This window comes from Arthrobacter sp. BK1 (genome assembly GCF_056680055.1).
This window is the reverse complement of the sequence record NZ_CM155263.1, coordinates 1,993,518-2,007,543: the sequence shown is the minus strand read 5'-3', so window position 1 is coordinate 2,007,543 and position 14,026 is coordinate 1,993,518. Positions and strand designations below refer to the sequence as shown.

Annotated in this window: 16 protein-coding genes; 10 read left to right on the top strand and 6 right to left on the bottom strand. The window is 65.7% G+C overall.

Translation table 11 applies throughout. The features are described from left to right. The first annotated feature begins 217 nt into the window (after window positions 1–217). The 3 genes from AC1MCA_RS09060 (at window position 218) to AC1MCA_RS09050 (ending at window position 2,247) form a co-directional block, all read left to right on the top strand. Window positions 218–1,036, top strand: a complete 819-nt coding sequence (locus AC1MCA_RS09060) for an HAD family hydrolase (protein WP_479802834.1) — start codon at window positions 218–220, stop codon at window positions 1,034–1,036. A 132-nt stretch (window positions 1,037–1,168) separates the two neighbouring features. Beyond that, window positions 1,169–1,417 (top strand): hypothetical protein, encoded by a 249-nt coding sequence (locus tag AC1MCA_RS09055; protein WP_479802833.1) that lies wholly within the window; start codon window positions 1,169–1,171, stop codon window positions 1,415–1,417. A gap of 26 nt (window positions 1,418–1,443) precedes the next feature. Beyond that, the gene (locus AC1MCA_RS09050) at window positions 1,444–2,247 is read left to right on the top strand and encodes a glycerophosphodiester phosphodiesterase family protein (protein ID WP_479802831.1); all 804 of its coding nucleotides are present in this window, start codon (window positions 1,444–1,446) and stop codon (window positions 2,245–2,247) included. A gap of 15 nt (window positions 2,248–2,262) precedes the next feature. Here AC1MCA_RS09050 and AC1MCA_RS09045 read toward each other — a convergent pair whose 3' ends face one another. Further along, window positions 2,263–2,694 carry a hypothetical protein gene (locus AC1MCA_RS09045; RefSeq protein ID WP_479802830.1) on the bottom strand — a complete coding sequence of 144 codons (432 nt, stop codon included), beginning with the start codon at window positions 2,692–2,694 and terminating at the stop codon, window positions 2,263–2,265. Window positions 2,695–2,839: 145 nt separating this feature from the next. Between AC1MCA_RS09045 and AC1MCA_RS09040 the strand changes: the two genes are divergently transcribed. After that, window positions 2,840–3,091: a DUF6480 family protein gene (locus AC1MCA_RS09040; RefSeq protein WP_479802828.1), complete on the top strand. Its 252-nt coding sequence runs from the start codon at window positions 2,840–2,842 to the stop codon at window positions 3,089–3,091. Window positions 3,092–3,166: 75 nt separating this feature from the next. Here AC1MCA_RS09040 and AC1MCA_RS09035 read toward each other — a convergent pair whose 3' ends face one another. The 3 genes from AC1MCA_RS09035 to AC1MCA_RS09025 all read right to left on the bottom strand — a co-directional run bounded on the left by AC1MCA_RS09035 (window position 3,167) and on the right by AC1MCA_RS09025 (window position 7,701). Beyond that, window positions 3,167–4,252, bottom strand: coding sequence for an EAL domain-containing protein (locus AC1MCA_RS09035; RefSeq protein ID WP_479802826.1), 1,086 nt, complete (start codon window positions 4,250–4,252; stop codon window positions 3,167–3,169). 211 nt (window positions 4,253–4,463) lie between these two features. Then, window positions 4,464–5,993, bottom strand: a complete 1,530-nt coding sequence (locus AC1MCA_RS09030) for a putative bifunctional diguanylate cyclase/phosphodiesterase (protein WP_479802824.1) — start codon at window positions 5,991–5,993, stop codon at window positions 4,464–4,466. Window positions 5,994–6,048: 55 nt separating this feature from the next. Further along, window positions 6,049–7,701 carry a sensor histidine kinase gene (locus AC1MCA_RS09025; RefSeq protein WP_108599679.1) on the bottom strand — a complete coding sequence of 551 codons (1,653 nt, stop codon included), beginning with the start codon at window positions 7,699–7,701 and terminating at the stop codon, window positions 6,049–6,051. 105 nt (window positions 7,702–7,806) lie between these two features. Here AC1MCA_RS09025 and AC1MCA_RS09020 point away from each other — a divergent pair, with 105 nt between their 5' ends. The 4 genes from AC1MCA_RS09020 to AC1MCA_RS09005 all read left to right on the top strand — a co-directional run bounded on the left by AC1MCA_RS09020 (window position 7,807) and on the right by AC1MCA_RS09005 (window position 11,211). Next, complete coding sequence (locus AC1MCA_RS09020; RefSeq protein WP_479802822.1) at window positions 7,807–8,193, top strand: DUF7793 family protein; 387 nt, start codon at window positions 7,807–7,809, stop codon at window positions 8,191–8,193. Between the two features lie 205 nt (window positions 8,194–8,398). Next, window positions 8,399–9,208 carry a class I SAM-dependent methyltransferase gene (locus AC1MCA_RS09015; RefSeq protein WP_479802821.1) on the top strand — a complete coding sequence of 270 codons (810 nt, stop codon included), beginning with the start codon at window positions 8,399–8,401 and terminating at the stop codon, window positions 9,206–9,208. Between the two features lie 370 nt (window positions 9,209–9,578). Further along, on the top strand, window positions 9,579–9,995 hold the full coding sequence (locus AC1MCA_RS09010; RefSeq protein ID WP_479802819.1) for a hypothetical protein: 417 nt from the start codon (window positions 9,579–9,581) through the stop codon (window positions 9,993–9,995). A gap of 91 nt (window positions 9,996–10,086) precedes the next feature. Further along, complete coding sequence (locus tag AC1MCA_RS09005; protein WP_479802818.1) at window positions 10,087–11,211, top strand: glycerate kinase; 1,125 nt, start codon at window positions 10,087–10,089, stop codon at window positions 11,209–11,211. A gap of 19 nt (window positions 11,212–11,230) precedes the next feature. Here the strand turns inward: AC1MCA_RS09005 and AC1MCA_RS09000 are convergent, their stop codons facing one another. Further along, on the bottom strand, window positions 11,231–11,752 hold the full coding sequence (locus AC1MCA_RS09000; RefSeq protein WP_479802816.1) for a DUF6766 family protein: 522 nt from the start codon (window positions 11,750–11,752) through the stop codon (window positions 11,231–11,233). 202 nt (window positions 11,753–11,954) lie between these two features. Further along, window positions 11,955–12,449 carry a DUF6328 family protein gene (locus AC1MCA_RS08995; protein WP_479802815.1) on the bottom strand — a complete coding sequence of 165 codons (495 nt, stop codon included), beginning with the start codon at window positions 12,447–12,449 and terminating at the stop codon, window positions 11,955–11,957. Between the two features lie 206 nt (window positions 12,450–12,655). On the opposite strand from AC1MCA_RS08995, the gene AC1MCA_RS08990 reads away from it, so the two are divergent. Continuing rightward, a complete protein-coding gene (locus AC1MCA_RS08990) occupies window positions 12,656–13,555 on the top strand; it encodes an SDR family oxidoreductase (RefSeq protein ID WP_479802813.1) in 900 nt (299 codons plus the stop codon). Window positions 13,556–13,607: 52 nt separating this feature from the next. Continuing rightward, the gene (locus AC1MCA_RS08985) at window positions 13,608–13,979 is read left to right on the top strand and encodes a hypothetical protein (protein WP_479802811.1); all 372 of its coding nucleotides are present in this window, start codon (window positions 13,608–13,610) and stop codon (window positions 13,977–13,979) included. The last annotated feature ends 47 nt before the right edge of the window (window positions 13,980–14,026 follow it).

Sequence of the window (14,026 nt, the reverse complement as noted above, 5' to 3'; positions counted from 1 at the left end):
GATGCTGGTGTTGAGATTACGGAGCGCCCTGCGGTGCCACAACGGTTCCTGACGCTCGCGTTAACGGGACGTAGCGAAGGCTCAACATGACGTAGCGCAGCGTCAAGAAACGTCGCGGGACGACGCAACCACCAGGCCCGGGGAGCCACCGCCGGAGTGGCCCCGGAGCGGCGCCCGCCCGGCCCGGGAAGCCCGCCACCCCACGTAGACTGGCAGCATGCGGCTGGTAGCAAGTGATATTGACGGAACGATCCTTGGGCACGACGGAAAGATCAGCGACCGCACCGTCCGTGCCTTCCATGCCTGCCGCGAAGCCGGCATCGAGCTCGTCTTCGTCACCGGCCGGCCGCCCCGCTGGCTCCATCCGCTCGAAGAGCAGCTTGGCCACACCGGCACCGTCATCTGTTCCAACGGCGCCGTGGTGTGGGACCTTGAGGAAGACAGACTTGTCTCGGCGCGGACACTGAGCGTTGAGGCGGTGCTGGAAATCCGGCGGATCATCAAGGACGTCCGCCCTGCCGCACTCTTCGCTGCGGAAACGCTCACCGGCTTCCATCTGGAGCCCGGCTTCATCGAAAACGGCTCCGGCGAGCTACTGGAGGAGTTCACCCCCGCAGCGCTGACCGAGACGCTGGCCACGGACGACGCCGTCGTGAAGTTCCTGGCCATCGTCCGGGAAGGCACCCCGGATGACTTCCTCGCAGCGGTTCGCCCCGCCGTCGCGCATCTCGCCTTTGCCACCCACTCAGCCCCCAGCGTGGCCATGCTGGAACTGTCCTTCCCCGGCGTCAACAAGGCCGTCACCCTTGCGGAATACGCAGGCTCCCTGGGGATCGACGCCGCGGACGTCGTGGCGTTCGGGGACATGCCCAACGACGTCGAGATGCTGCGCTGGGCCGGCCACGGTTATGCCATGGCCAGCGGCCACCCGGAAGCCATCCGCGCGGCCGGGCAGCAGGCCCCGCACTTCGACGACGACGGCGTGGCCCAGGTCCTCGAGGCCAGGCTCGCGGCGCTGGGTGTAGAGCTGGCCTGACCCGGCTTGGGTGCCAAGCAGTCCCTGCCGCCACACTGGGGTGCCCGCTATTCACAGCCGGCGCTCACCTGCCGTTCATCTTTGCCCACTAGCGTGACTTCCGGATGCACATCCATCGCTTGAGGGGAAGTCATGGCAAGAAACGGTAACCAACGCGCCGCCGAAGCGCCGCTGCGCGCGGCAGAACCGGCGGAGCACTGGAAAGCACTCAGGGAAGGCGACCGCGTGCGCGTCCGCCTCACCCCGGGGTTCGAAACAGGCGGCCTCGTGGACGCCATCACCTGGGACCACACCGCCGTCTGGGTGGATCTCGACGGCGGCGGGGGCCGCACCCTGCTGCACTGCAGCGACGGCGTGGAGATTGTGCCGCAGGAGAACTAGCCTTGCGGCTCGGGTACGCTCACAACGTGACCTTGCCCTTCTTCGAGCGTTCCCCGGATGATGCTCCGGCCGGGCCCATCGCCATGGCCCACCGCGGATTTTCCCGTGAGGGGCTGGAAAACTCCATGGCCGCTTTCCGCGCCGCCGTCGAACTCGGCTACCGGCACCTCGAAACGGACGTCCACACCACGGCCGACGGCGTGCTGGTCCTGTTTCACGACGACACCCTGGACCGGGTGACCGACAGCCGCGGGAAGATTTCCGAGCTGACCGCCGCAGATGTGGCCGCGGCACGGATCGGCGGCCGCGAACCGGTTCCCCTGTTCGACGAATTACTCACCGAGTTCCCTGATGTCCGGCTGAACCTGGACGTCAAGGACTGGAACTCCGTGCGGAGCCTGGCCGCCGGCATCGAACGCCACGGCGCCCACGACCGCGTCCTGGTGGCCAGTTTTTCTGACCGCCGACGCCGGGCGGTGCTGAAGCTGCTGAGCCGCCCGGTGGCGTCGTCGGCAGGCCGGGCGACCATCTCGCTGTTCGTCCTGCTGGGGCCGCTGCTTCCGGTTTCGTTGCTGCGTTTTGTCCTGCGCGGCCCGTTGCGCGACGTTCAGGCGCTTCAGGTTCCCGTTCGCTACGGTGCCATCCGGGTAGTAACCCCGGCTTCAGTCCGGCGTGCGCACACCCTTGGGTTGGTGGTCCATGTGTGGACCATCAACGAGTCCGCCGAGATGCACCGGCTGCTGGACCTCGGCGTGGATGGGATCGTGACCGACCGTGCGGACCTGCTGACCCGGGTACTGCAGGAACGGGGCGGGTGGCCCCGGGACTGACCCGGGGCCATGGGGTCAGCTGCGCCCAAGATTGGTGGACGGATCCTCGTCGCCCTCGCCGGGATCGGCCCGCAACGTGTCCGGATCGCCTTCCGGAAGCCCGCCGGGGCCTGGCACATCACGGGGAACGTCCCCCGCGTCCGCCGTCGCCGCCGACCCTCCCGTGTCCGCCGCTGACCCTCCCGTTGATTCGGCGTGTCCGCTGCGGTCAGATCCGCTGGGGTTGGCGGACACTGGTCCGGTAGCGGGGCCTGGCTTCAGCCCGGGCGCCTTCTCCTTCTCGGTTTCCATGGCGTTGGAGCCCTCGCTGATGGACGAGTGGACTTCAACGTCGCTGTTCGGGTCGGTAGGCTCCGGCACGTGCGTGCCTTCCGTGGGCGAGGACGTGCCCGCCAGATCTTCCATGGCGTTCTCCGCTGCCTTGCCGATGCTGTCTCCAATGCCCATCTGACTGCTCCTTTAGTGACGATGCGCGCCGGCCAAGTGCCGGCCAGCGCGCGGGGATGCTACGTTTCCAGAATTATCAGCATGCTTACAATTAGTCCAGAGCTGCGGGAGAAGCCGCATCTGATGGAGGAGAGGAAGCCGCACCATGAGCAGTTACCATCCGGAGAATGACCCCGCGAACCCCGACCAGCCAAGGCAGGAGCCAGGGCGCGGGCGGTCAGCGCGCGAGGATTCAGCGACGGAGCCCCAGCAGCCGGCGAAAGACCCTGCAGCCTCGGCAAATCCCGACCCCGCAGAAGGAAACATCACCGGCCTGGAGCCCGGCGGTGGAGTTCCGCCGGGCGAAACTCCACCCGCTGAGGACCAGATGAGCGGCGATCAGGGGCACGCGGAGTAGCCCGCTTCAAACGCTGGGAGGACAGGTGCCCCATGGTGCCTGTCCTCCCTGGAGCGCACGTCGGATCAGTGCGTGTCAGTGTCGGTCAGAGCCGCTGGAACCGTGGGCAGCTTGCCTGTCCTGGGTGGTGTGCCTGTCTGCGGCGGCGTGCCCGTCTTCGGCGGAGATGCGGCGAAGTCCTTCGGGATCGAGCGGGGTGTTCCATGCTGCCCAGTCCTTGGGCCGGACGGACGGCCGTCCCAGCAGGTAGCCCTGGCCGGCGCTGAAGCCCAACTCGGTGAGGACGCGGAGTTCCTCGGGCGTTTCGACGCCTTCCGCCACCAGGACGGTGCCCGTCTGCTCGGCGAAGTCCACCAGGCATGCGGCCAGCGCATGCTGCGACGGATCGAGGTCCACGCCGCTGATCGTATTCCGGCCCAGTTTGATGAAGTCGGGCCGCAAGTGCAGCATACGGCTGAGGGTGCCGGCATTGGGGTGGGAATCGTCAATTGCTATGCGCAGCCCGCGTTCACGGAGCGGCGTAATTGCGGAAACAAAATGTGAGTATTCCTCATCCGGAATTCCCTCGGTCAATTCGAGCACGATGCGGCTTATTGCCAGCTCGATGTGATCAAACAATTCAGGCAGCCGTGGATCGAGGCATGATTTCGGCGAGATGTTGAGGGAAACGTAAAGGTGCTGCGGAAGGGTCGCCGCCGCGGCGGCGGCTGACGCCAGGGCCGAGAATTCCAGATTGGCGCCGAGGCCGACGGCTGCGGCTTCCGCAAACCAGAGTTCGGCCCCTGCGCCGTCGTCGCTGACAAACCGCGATAATGCCTCAACGCCAACGACCCTCCTGGACTCGAGGCCGTAAATCGGCTGGAACGCAGTCATGAGCATCTGGTTTTCCAGCAGCGCGCTGATCCGGGACAGGCTGCGCAGCGAATCCAACCGCTCGGCCAGCAGCGGCGGCATCGCGTTCAGCGGCTGAGGCGCGCGGGCGGCGTCGGGAGTGCCCCCGTCCGCGCCGTCCTGCTGGCGGCGGTCCAGGAGGTATTCCAGCAGCGCCCGCTCAGGCACGCCCGGGTTTTCGCCCAGGCTGTCGCTCAGACGTTGGCGTATTGCTGCTCCAGCGGGATCGGAATCCGACAGGACGGCAGCGATAATTCCCCATGCTTGCACCCGAACAGTCATTAGCAACGCCCCCAGTTGACGTAGTAATTGCCCGTTGGCCCTTTTATTTTCAAGTTTCAGACGCTTTCAGAATTCGGTGGTTCTGATGGATGCCGTTCTCCAGGGCCGAGAAGAAAGCTGCGAAGAAACGGGTACCGCAACTTGATCGTATATCGGCACGAACCAAAGCGCAGCCCCTCAATCAACAACCTGTATTACTTTAAGCCGATGTCCTGGCCAGCAGTTCCGGAATATTCTCCGGCGGGACCGGTTTGCTGAAGAAGTATCCCTGCGCGCTGAGACAGCCGAGGCTTCTGAGGTGCTCGGCCTGTTCGGCTGTCTCCACGCCCTCCCACACGGCTTCCAGGCCGCAGGCGCGGACCAGTTGGAGGACGGCCGCCACCAGCGGGGGCTGGCTGGGATCCGTACCCAGGCCAACAATCAGCGATCGGTCCACCTTGACCCGGTCCACGGGGAGCCTGCGCAGGTAGCTGATGGAGGAGTAGCCCGTTCCGAAGTCGTCGATCTCAATTCCGACGCCCAGGCCGCGCAGGCCGCCCAGCGAATACCGGTCCAGCTCATTGCCCTTGACGATGGCCACTTCGGTCAGTTCCAGGACAACCTGTTCCGGCCGGACCCCGGTTTCCTTCAGGACGCCGCGGACGTCCTCGATGAACTGGAGGCTTTGCAGGTCTGTGGCGGAGATGTTGATGCGGACGGAGAACCGGCTGTCCGCCACGCCGGCGTCGATCCAGGTGCGCAGTTGGCCTACCGCTGTGGTCAGGACCCACAGGCCCAGCTCGGAGATGAGCCCTGCGTCTTCGGCCAGCGGAATGAACTCGTCCGGCATGATCAGGCCGCGCGTGGGGTGGTTCCAGCGGACCAGGGCTTCCACGCCTTCGATCCGCCCGGAATCCAGCTCCACCACGGGCTGATAGTGCAGCACCAGGCCCTCGCCCTTGATGGCGGCCCGGAGATCGTCCAGCAGTTGGCTGCGGAGCCGGCGGACCAGGAGGAGGCCGGGTTCGAAGACATGGAGCCGGTTCTGCCCCTCGGCCTTTGAGGCGTACATGGCGACGTCGGCCTCCATCAGAAGGTCCTCCGGCGTCCGCCTGGCTTCCCCGATGCTGAGCCCGATGCTCGCCCCGCAGCGGATGGTACGGTCCGGGAGCTCGATCGGCTCCTTCAGGGCGGCCAGGATCCGTTGGGCCACGATCGCAGCCTGGTCAACGCTGGTGGCAGGCATAACGATGGCGAATTCGTCGCCTCCCAGCCGGCCCACAACATCGGTGGCCCGGACGGCGTTGCGGATGCGCTCCGCCACGGTGATCAGAACTTCGTCACCGGCCGCGTGGCCGAGGGTGTCATTGATGGATTTGAAGGCATCAAGGTCCAGGAGCAGGATGACCGGCTGGGTCTGGGTCTGGGTTTCGTCGTCGCCGTCCTGCGAGGACTTCAGCGCCGCCAGGAGCGCCGAGCGGTTGGCCAGTCCGGTAAGCGGGTCCTGCATGGCCATCTTCTGCATTTCGCGGTGCGCCTCGTGGAGGAGCTGCGTCCGCACCTCCACCCGTTGCTCGAGTTCCTCGTAGATGATCTGCAGGTCTTCGGCCAGCAGGTTGGTGCCCATGATGATGGCATCGAGTTCGTCGCGGGCGGGTGAAACCTCAATCCGTGACTGGAGGTCGCCGGAGGCAAGCCGGACGATGCCGTCCAGCAGCTGGGACAGTCTGGGGTCGTCGTCGTTGAACATCGGGGCCTCCTTTCCGGGTTTCAGGGATCCTGCATCCGTCACAAACCGGTGCTTGTCAGGGAACCCGCGCCGCGTGGCCGTCGAGGGGAAGGCTCACGCTGACGGTTGTCCCTGCGCCAAGCTCCGAGGCAACGTCGATCCGGCCGCCATGGCGTTTGACGATGTCCTGGGTGATGGCCAGTCCGAGGCCTGTCCCGGGAACCGCCCCGGACATAGCGTTGGAGGCGCGGTAGAAACGGGTGAAAATGTGGGTTATCTCGTCCTGGGAGATTCCCATCCCGGTGTCCGAAACACTGACCGTCGCGCGGCGCGTGCCGTCGGCATCCGCCTGCAGGACAGTGCCGACGTCGATCCGCCCACCTCCTGGTGTGAACTTGATGGCGTTGGAGACCAGGTTCGTGAAGACCTGCTGCAGCTGCACCTCATCAGCCTGGATTTCGGGGTCTTCGGGGGCAGGCGCAATGGCGATGGTGACGTTCTGCAGAGTCGCCAGCGGCCTGAGGGCAGCCGTGACAATCTCCAGTGTCCGCGCGAGCCGGACCGGTGTCAGATGCAGGGGACTTTCTTCATGCCCGTTACGGGAAACGCTGAGCATGTCTTCAACCAGCAAACGCAGCCGTTCGGTGTTCCTGACCACGATGTCCAGCATCTGGTGGACCTCGTGGGAGACCGGATCGGAGGTGTTCTCCTGGATCATGTCCAGGTACGCCATGATCGAGGTCAGCGGGGTGCGGAGTTCGTGGTTCACGGTGGCCAGGAAGTCAGTCTTGGCCTTGTCCAGCTGCTGGAGCTGCTTGACCACCTGCTGCTGGCTGGTGATCAGGTGGCTTTGGATCAGGCCGTGGGCCGCATTGCCGGCCACGTGCTGGATCAGTCCCAGTTCCGCCCTGGACCACTCCCTGGGCGAGTCCATGAGGGCCATCCAGATAATCCCCAGGGATGAATTGCCTTCCCCCATGGGAACGGTTACCGATGCCGCGGCGCCCAGCGCAGCGAGTTCGGCCGGCAGCTGGTCATCGTCATTGCCGGACAGGTGGGTGCCTTCCACCGTCAGGGTCTCCGCCCGCGTCCACAGGGAGTCCGCCGTACGCTGGGCAGATTCCTCATCGCTGAACAGCCCATCAGGCAGTGGTGCCAGCCTGGTCCGGTGCCACTGCGCCGTGATGGGAGGTACCCGCTCGTCGTCGAACGTTGTCAGCCAGACGCGGTCGGCGCCGAACGTTTCACCGAACCCCTTCACCACCAGGTCCGCGATCTGCTGGGGGTCGTTGGTGCCGCGGACCGCAGCTGAGACCTGCCGCAGCCTTTCACGCAGCGTCTCTGCTTCCTGCCGGGCCTCGTTCCGGCGCGAGACCAGGTTGATGAGCGCCGTTGCGCGGTGGATGAGCTCCTTTGCCACCGGCGGTTTGGCGATGCAGTCACGCACTCCGGCGTGTTCCACGGCCTTAACCTCGGCCGGGCTGTCGAGGTCCACGAGGACCAGGGCCGGAGCCGCCGCCTCGATGTCGGAGAGGGAACTGTCCAGGACCAGGACGTGGGGTGCGGAGCGGTCAAGGAGAGCTGACAGGCCGGCGGAATCTGCCGTGGCACTGACAGTGAAACCGGCGGTTTCCAGGGCCGCCGTGCTCGACTGCCGGCGCGCGGCGTCGGGGTCGGCAACGATTGCCAGGTACGGCACCGTTGCGACATGTGGAGTGTCCCCTGGCAACCTGTCCCCTTCGCCTGCTGATGTAGCACCAGTTCACTGGTGAATGAGTACATTGTAGGGGGACGGCGCTCAGCAGTTCCTCATAAATATGCGTGGAGGGTTATCGTGACGAATCAGCCGGGAGATGGTGTCAAGGCGGATCTGGTGCTGGATGGCCACGGCGTCATCGAGCTGACGTGGCCGCGGGGCGTGTCAATCTCCGAGGCCGACGCCGAGGCTGCCATGCGTGGCGTGAACGAGCTCTGCGGCGCCGGAAGGCATCCCATGCTGGTGGATATGGCGAGCACAGCGCAGGTCAGCAGGGGGGCGCGCGCAGTTTTTGGCCGTCCCTGCCAGGCGTCCCGCATTGCGCTGCTGGGAGCTTCGCCCGTGGATAAAGTGCTGGCCAACTTCATCCTTGGCATCAACAAACTGCCGTGTCCCACGCGGTTTTTCACCTCGCGGGACGAAGCGATGGAGTGGCTGCTGAAGGAACCGGTGGCCGCGGCCTGAGACGGGCCGCCCGGCAGTTACCCCTGAGGAGACCATTGAAACCAGCCGGGGCCATTGGAACCCGGACGCGGTCACGGGAACCCGGACGAGGCCGCGGGAACCCGGACGAGGCCGCGGGAACCTGGCTGGGCCCGGACGGGGACCTGCGGACCATGAAGAGCCCGGCCAACACGTCCGGAAGGCGTTCCGGGCCTATATTTGAACGGTGTCCTCCCCAGCTGAATCAGTGCGCTCCGCCCTCCGGAAGTACCTGATCCTCCCCAAGCTCATCAGCCTGTCCCGCGCTGCTCCGAAGGACAGGGCTGTGGCCTGGGACCGCTACTGGGAAGGTATAGCCAGGACAGGGTCCCGGAGCGAGGTGCTGTGGGATTCCGGCACGGACCATGAGGTGCTGGGCTACCACGAGGTCCTCAAGCGGCATTTCGATCCCGGCCTGCCCGTGGTGGATGTGGGCTGCGGCCACGGCGGGTTCAGCCGGGCACTGGCAGCGTTCTATCCGCGGGTTCTGGGCGTGGACGTGTCCGGGCATGCCGTGGCCCGTGCCCGCGAAGAAGCTGCCGGCATCCACAACGTCAGTTACCTCGAGCGCGACATGACGCAGCCCGGGGCAGGCGCCGGGCTGCGGGAACCGGGGGACGCCAACGTCTTTATCCGTGGAGTACTCCACGTCCTCGACCGGGCAGACCAGGCAGCGCTGATGGAAAACATGCTGGAGTTGGTGGGGGTCCGGGGCACGGTTTTCCTGGCCGAAACGAACTTTCAGGGAAACCCGGTGGAGTATGTTTCGCACCTCGGCGCATCGCTACGGAACATCCCGGCACCGCTGGAACTCGCCATCCGGAAGCTTCCGATGCCTGGCCGCTTTGGACCGGAGGAGCTCGCCCGTGCGGTGCCGGCTGACCGGTGGTCCGTGCTGGAAGACGGCTCGGCCACGATTGAGACGAATCCGATGACGGACGCATCGGGTGACAGCCTGGTCCCGGGGTACTTTGCCGTATTGCGCAAAAGGCAGTAATTTCCGCCACCGAGGCCCGTTCTCCGCACACTTCCCGCAGGTTTGGCAGCGCCCCTTGCCTGGCTCTTGACACAAAGCCGGCTCGGACGGGTACTTATAAGTACCCTTAGTAAAATCGGTATTCGCGGAAAGGACTTTGGAGCCGTGGTTGGGGAACAGCCTCAGCCACACGAGCTGCGCGGAGCGGTGTAAACCTCCGGCCCCGCGGCTCGAATCATCTACCAGAAGGCGGCGGCCAAACGCCAACTTCCGGCTCGGGAATCAGGGCCGCGAAGGGGATTTAGCCGTTGCCAAACCCTCCGGCAGGGGGCTGGCGACCGGATGAACCCGGGAACCGCCCAGTGACGGCGGAAGAACTACAGGAACGATCATGCTCGAACTGCTAGCCACCGGTTCCCTCCGTGGAATGCTGCTGCCCCCCACCTACGGGACGCACGTCACGCAATCGGCCGAATTCACTGTCATGTCCGTCGAAATCTGGACCACGGGACTGGTGGTGAACATCCACCTGGCCTCAACCGAAGGCCCTCCGCCCAACATCACGGTCCAGGACCACTTCGGCACGGAGTACACGCTGCAGGACTCCGCCACGGTGGGTTCCCGGAACCTGCAGGTCTTCACTCCCTCGGTGCCGGAAGGGACCCGGAGCCTGACCATCAGGTCGAAGGACGATGCCGAAGCCCGCCCCGTGGTGACGTTTGCCGTGCCCGCCCTGGTCCGACGCGTCGCGGCAGAGCATCAGGCCGTCCCCTTCCCCGCGCCGGCCCGTCTCCGCCGCCCGGCTTAGGCAGAGGCGGCCCTGGGGGCCCGGTCCGGCATCCGTCCGCATGGCGGATCGGGCAAGCGCTTTCCCACTGAGAACTGGCATGATGGACGGCATGCGCATTCTCATCGCTCCGGACAAATTCAAGGGCTCACTCACCGCGGCTGAGGCTGCCGCCGCCATTGCGGAGGGTGCCCTGCGCGTCTATCCCGACGCCGTCGCCACCCAGTTCCCGATCGCCGATGGCGGCGAAGGGACCTTGGAGGCGGCCGTGGCAGCGGGATATGAGGAGCGACTCAACGCCGTCGTGGGTCCCATCCTTGCTCCGGTGGGCGCCGCATGGGCCATCCGAAAGAACGCCGACGGCGGTGCTTCCGCCGTGATTGAGACGGCGCAGGCATCCGGGCTCGCCGAAATGGAACCTACTCCGGCCAATGCCCTGCGGGCCCACAGCTACGGCTGCGGGCAGCTGATCGCAGCCGCCCTCGATGCCGGAGCCACGGAGATCGTGCTGGGGCTCGGCGGCTCGGCAATGACCGACGGCGGCAGCGGCGCCCTGCGTGCATTGGGGCTCAAGCCCCTGGATGCCGCCGGAAACGTGGTCCCCCTCGGCGGCGGGTCCCTCGGTGACATTGTTGCCCTGGACGTCTCAGGGCTGGATCCGCGACTGTCTGCCGTGTCCTTCAGGATCGCAGTGGACGTCCAGAATCCGCTCTACGGACCTACGGGTGCTGCCCACGTTTTCGGTCCCCAGAAAGGGGCCGATGAGGAGGCAACGGAAGTGCTCGACGCCGGGCTCCGCAACTGGGCATCGGTCCTGCGCGAGTCTACGGGCCGGGACGTCAACGTGCCGGGTGCCGGCGCGGCGGGCGGGTTCCCGGCGTCGTTCCTTGCCTTCACCAGCGCCACGCTGGAAGGCGGATTTGCGCTGGTGGCCGGACTCACGGGCCTGGCTGGCCAGTTGGAGAACGCCGATCTGGTGATCACCGGTGAGGGGTCCATGGACTCGCAGTCGCTGACCGGCAAGGCACCCATCGCACTCGCAGACGCTGCCCATGGGCGGGGTATCCCCGTCATTGTGGTGGCCGGACGGATCCTGGTGACCCAGGAGGAGCTGGCGGGGCACGGCGTGGTGGCCGGGGCCCAGCTGCTGGACGTCGCAGCCGGCCCGGAAGACGCCATTGCGAACGCCGCGAAGTACCTGGCGTGGGCCACCACTCAGGTGCTGGAAGGCGCATAGCGCCACCAGCGGTTGCGGGTCAGGTGCCCGTCTCGTAATGCGGCTCGGCCACGGGTTTTGATTCGGGGGAGCCCCTCTCGCGGAGATAGACGGACGCGCCCACCAGGACAGCGACGGCCAGGAACTCGCTTTGCCAGTTCTGGAAGGACTCGAACCAGAACTGGCTGGTTCCCATGAACTCAAGGACGCTGACAGTGGCCTCGCCATGGCTTTGCTGCTCGTCGTTGTAGGCCGCCGCCCCACCCATGGCATGCGCGCTGAACGAGGCGATGAAGAGCAGGAACAGCAACAGGGACAGCGAGTGTTCGTAGGCCTTGAGCCACATGCCGCCCCGTTTGACCGGCCAGGGGGTGGAGTCCTTGATGGCCGCGTTCCGCGGGTCCTGATCCTGCGGAGCTTCCTTGCCCATCGGCTTGGACTCGGACGATCCCTTCTGGAACAGGAACACGGTGAGCACAACGTACATGCCCATCTGCAGGAACTCAGATTCCCAGTTCTCAAAGGTCGCTTCAACGAAATTGCCCGTGGACAGGTACTCCACCACGGTGACCCGGGCTGCCCGTGCTCTGCCTGTTCCTCGCTGTACGCCGCGGCGCCGGACAGGATCATTCCAGCGAAAAACGAGAGGAACAGCCCGGCGTTGACCAGCAGCAGTCCGTGTTCCTTGGCCCAAGTGCGCATGTCCACCCTCCCGGTACGTCCCAGCCTCCCGCGTGCTCTGTGATCCCTGACCGCCCGGTGGATTACCCGCCGGAGGCCCGTTTATTGAGCCGCACCGGGACTGCACTGAGCAGCAGGAGCAGGATGGCCAGCAGGACGCCTCCTGCCGTCAGGCCAGCTGTACGGCCCAGGGTCACATCAAAGACCAGGGCCGCGGTTCCCACGCTGAGCATCCCAACACCGCCCAGGGCCACCTTGGTGATGAAATCGGCGCTGGACACCAGGGTTGCCTTCAGGCGCTGACGGAAGAGCCGCCGGTGGACGCTTACCGGCAGGAGAATCAGGGCGGTGGTCAGGGACGCAACCACCACGTTGACGAGGTAGAGGCCAACCTGAAAATCGTCGAGGGTCTCGAAGCGCTCCTGGAACGGGAGGGTCAGCAGGAAGCCGGCAAGAATCTGGACGCCTGTCTGTAAAACCCTGAGTTCCTGCAGCAGCTCGGCCCAGTTCCTGTCGAGCTGCTCCTCCGGGGTCTCATTCCGGCCGGTCTTGCCCGTGAAGTCCTCCACATCGGACATGGCTTCTCCTCCCGCGATGCCCGGATGAGCCAGCTGGCCCCGCCGGGGTGCTCCAAAACTAGGCCGAAGTTGCGCGGAGATCAACTTTTGATAAGTTTACTGATTATTGTCCCGGGACGGTGGACTTGCTTCGCCCAGCGGGATAGTTTCGAAGGGCCGGAGAAGTCCGGGGCGCCCTTGGAAAACCGACAGCGAACAGGCGGACTATGAGCGAGACCGAGAAGCAGACGGACCAGCCGAGGGACCCGAGGGGCGGCTACCACTCTGGACCGTTTCCTGAGCAGGAACAGGAGCAGCCGGGCCTCACCGCGCCGATGGATCCCAAGCCGGACCATGGCGAGCTGAGCTATGAAGGCCACGGGATGCTGCAGGGCAAGGCTGCCCTGATCACCGGCGGGGACTCGGGAATTGGCAAGGCGGCGGCCATCGCGTTTGCCCGCGAGGGGGCCGACGTCGCAATTTCCTACCTTCCCGAAGAGGAAGACGACGCGCAGGACACCGCCGGCTGGATTCGCAAGGCAGGCAGGCGGGCGCTCCTTCTGGCTGGCGACGGGCGGGAAGAGGAGTTCAGCACCCGGATCGTCGCGGACGCCGTGGCTGAGTTTGGCCGGCTCGACGTTGTGGTGCTGAATGCGGCCTACCAGAAGAACCGGGACAGCTTCGATTCCCTTCCCACGGAGGAATTCGACCGGGTGTTCAAAACCAATCTTTACTCCCTGCTTTGGACGGCACGGGCCGCGGTACCGCACCTGGAGGCCGGCGCCTCGATCATCACCACCGCGTCCATCCAGGCCTTCAACCCCTCGCCGCAACTGATCGATTACGCCATGACCAAGGCGGCTCAGGTGGCTTTCACCAAGGCGCTTGCGCAGGAATTGGGGCCGAAGGGAATCCGGGTCAATGCCGTGGCGCCCGGCCCCATCTGGACTCCGCTCATCCCTGCCACCGAATGGCCGGACAAACTTCCCACGTTCGGGCAGGACACGCCCTTGCAGCGGGCAGGCCAGCCGGCTGAACTCGCCGCCGCCTACGTGCTGCTGGCCTCGGACCAGGGCTCGTACATTTCCGGGGCTGTGCTGCCCGTGACCGGCGGCAAGGGCCTCTAGCAGCAGCAGGATTTACACGTCAGATTCAGCCACATCCACAACAGGAGGAACCATGAGTCAGGACAGCCAGGACACTCAGGGCTCGAAGCCCGAAGAAGAGGGTGGCTACGGCACTCCGACCCCGGAGCAGGAGCTGGGCGGTGCCGGTGCCGGCCGGTCCGGCGGCTCCGATGACCAGCCGCACGCCGGGGCCGACACTAACGATCCGGGCGTTGAAAGGGACGAGCCGCCGGTTCCGCGCGACGTGGACGTACCCTCCGCAGAAGCCGAAATCGACGAATCCAACGCTGATTCACAAGGGTCCGAGCCCTTCTCTTCGGAGCCGGGCAAGGAGGCGTCCGGCGTGCCGGACGGCAGCGGCAACGACCTCCCCCAGGAGAAGTCACCGAACGACGACGACGAGGAAAGCTTCGACGCCGGCTGACCGGTGGGTGCCGCGGACGGGCAGACGTCCCGGCAGGGTGAAAGAGC

Excerpts from the sequence above, each read along its gene's own strand:
- AC1MCA_RS09060 (WP_479802834.1), top strand. The coding sequence starts at position 218 with ATGCGGCTGGTAGCAAGTGATATTGACGGAACGATCCTTGGGCACGAC.
- AC1MCA_RS09055 (WP_479802833.1), top strand. The coding sequence starts at position 1,169 with ATGGCAAGAAACGGTAACCAACGCGCCGCCGAAGCGCCGCTGCGCGCG.
- AC1MCA_RS09045 (WP_479802830.1), bottom strand. The coding sequence starts at position 2,694 with ATGGGCATTGGAGACAGCATCGGCAAGGCAGCGGAGAACGCCATGGAA.
- AC1MCA_RS09040 (WP_479802828.1), top strand. The coding sequence starts at position 2,840 with ATGAGCAGTTACCATCCGGAGAATGACCCCGCGAACCCCGACCAGCCA.
- AC1MCA_RS09030 (WP_479802824.1), bottom strand. The coding sequence starts at position 5,993 with ATGTTCAACGACGACGACCCCAGACTGTCCCAGCTGCTGGACGGCATC.
- AC1MCA_RS09010 (WP_479802819.1), top strand. The coding sequence starts at position 9,579 with ATGCTCGAACTGCTAGCCACCGGTTCCCTCCGTGGAATGCTGCTGCCC.
- AC1MCA_RS09005 (WP_479802818.1), top strand. The coding sequence starts at position 10,087 with ATGCGCATTCTCATCGCTCCGGACAAATTCAAGGGCTCACTCACCGCG.
- AC1MCA_RS08995 (WP_479802815.1), bottom strand. The coding sequence starts at position 12,449 with ATGTCCGATGTGGAGGACTTCACGGGCAAGACCGGCCGGAATGAGACC.
- AC1MCA_RS08990 (WP_479802813.1), top strand. The coding sequence starts at position 12,656 with ATGAGCGAGACCGAGAAGCAGACGGACCAGCCGAGGGACCCGAGGGGC.
- AC1MCA_RS08985 (WP_479802811.1), top strand. The coding sequence starts at position 13,608 with ATGAGTCAGGACAGCCAGGACACTCAGGGCTCGAAGCCCGAAGAAGAG.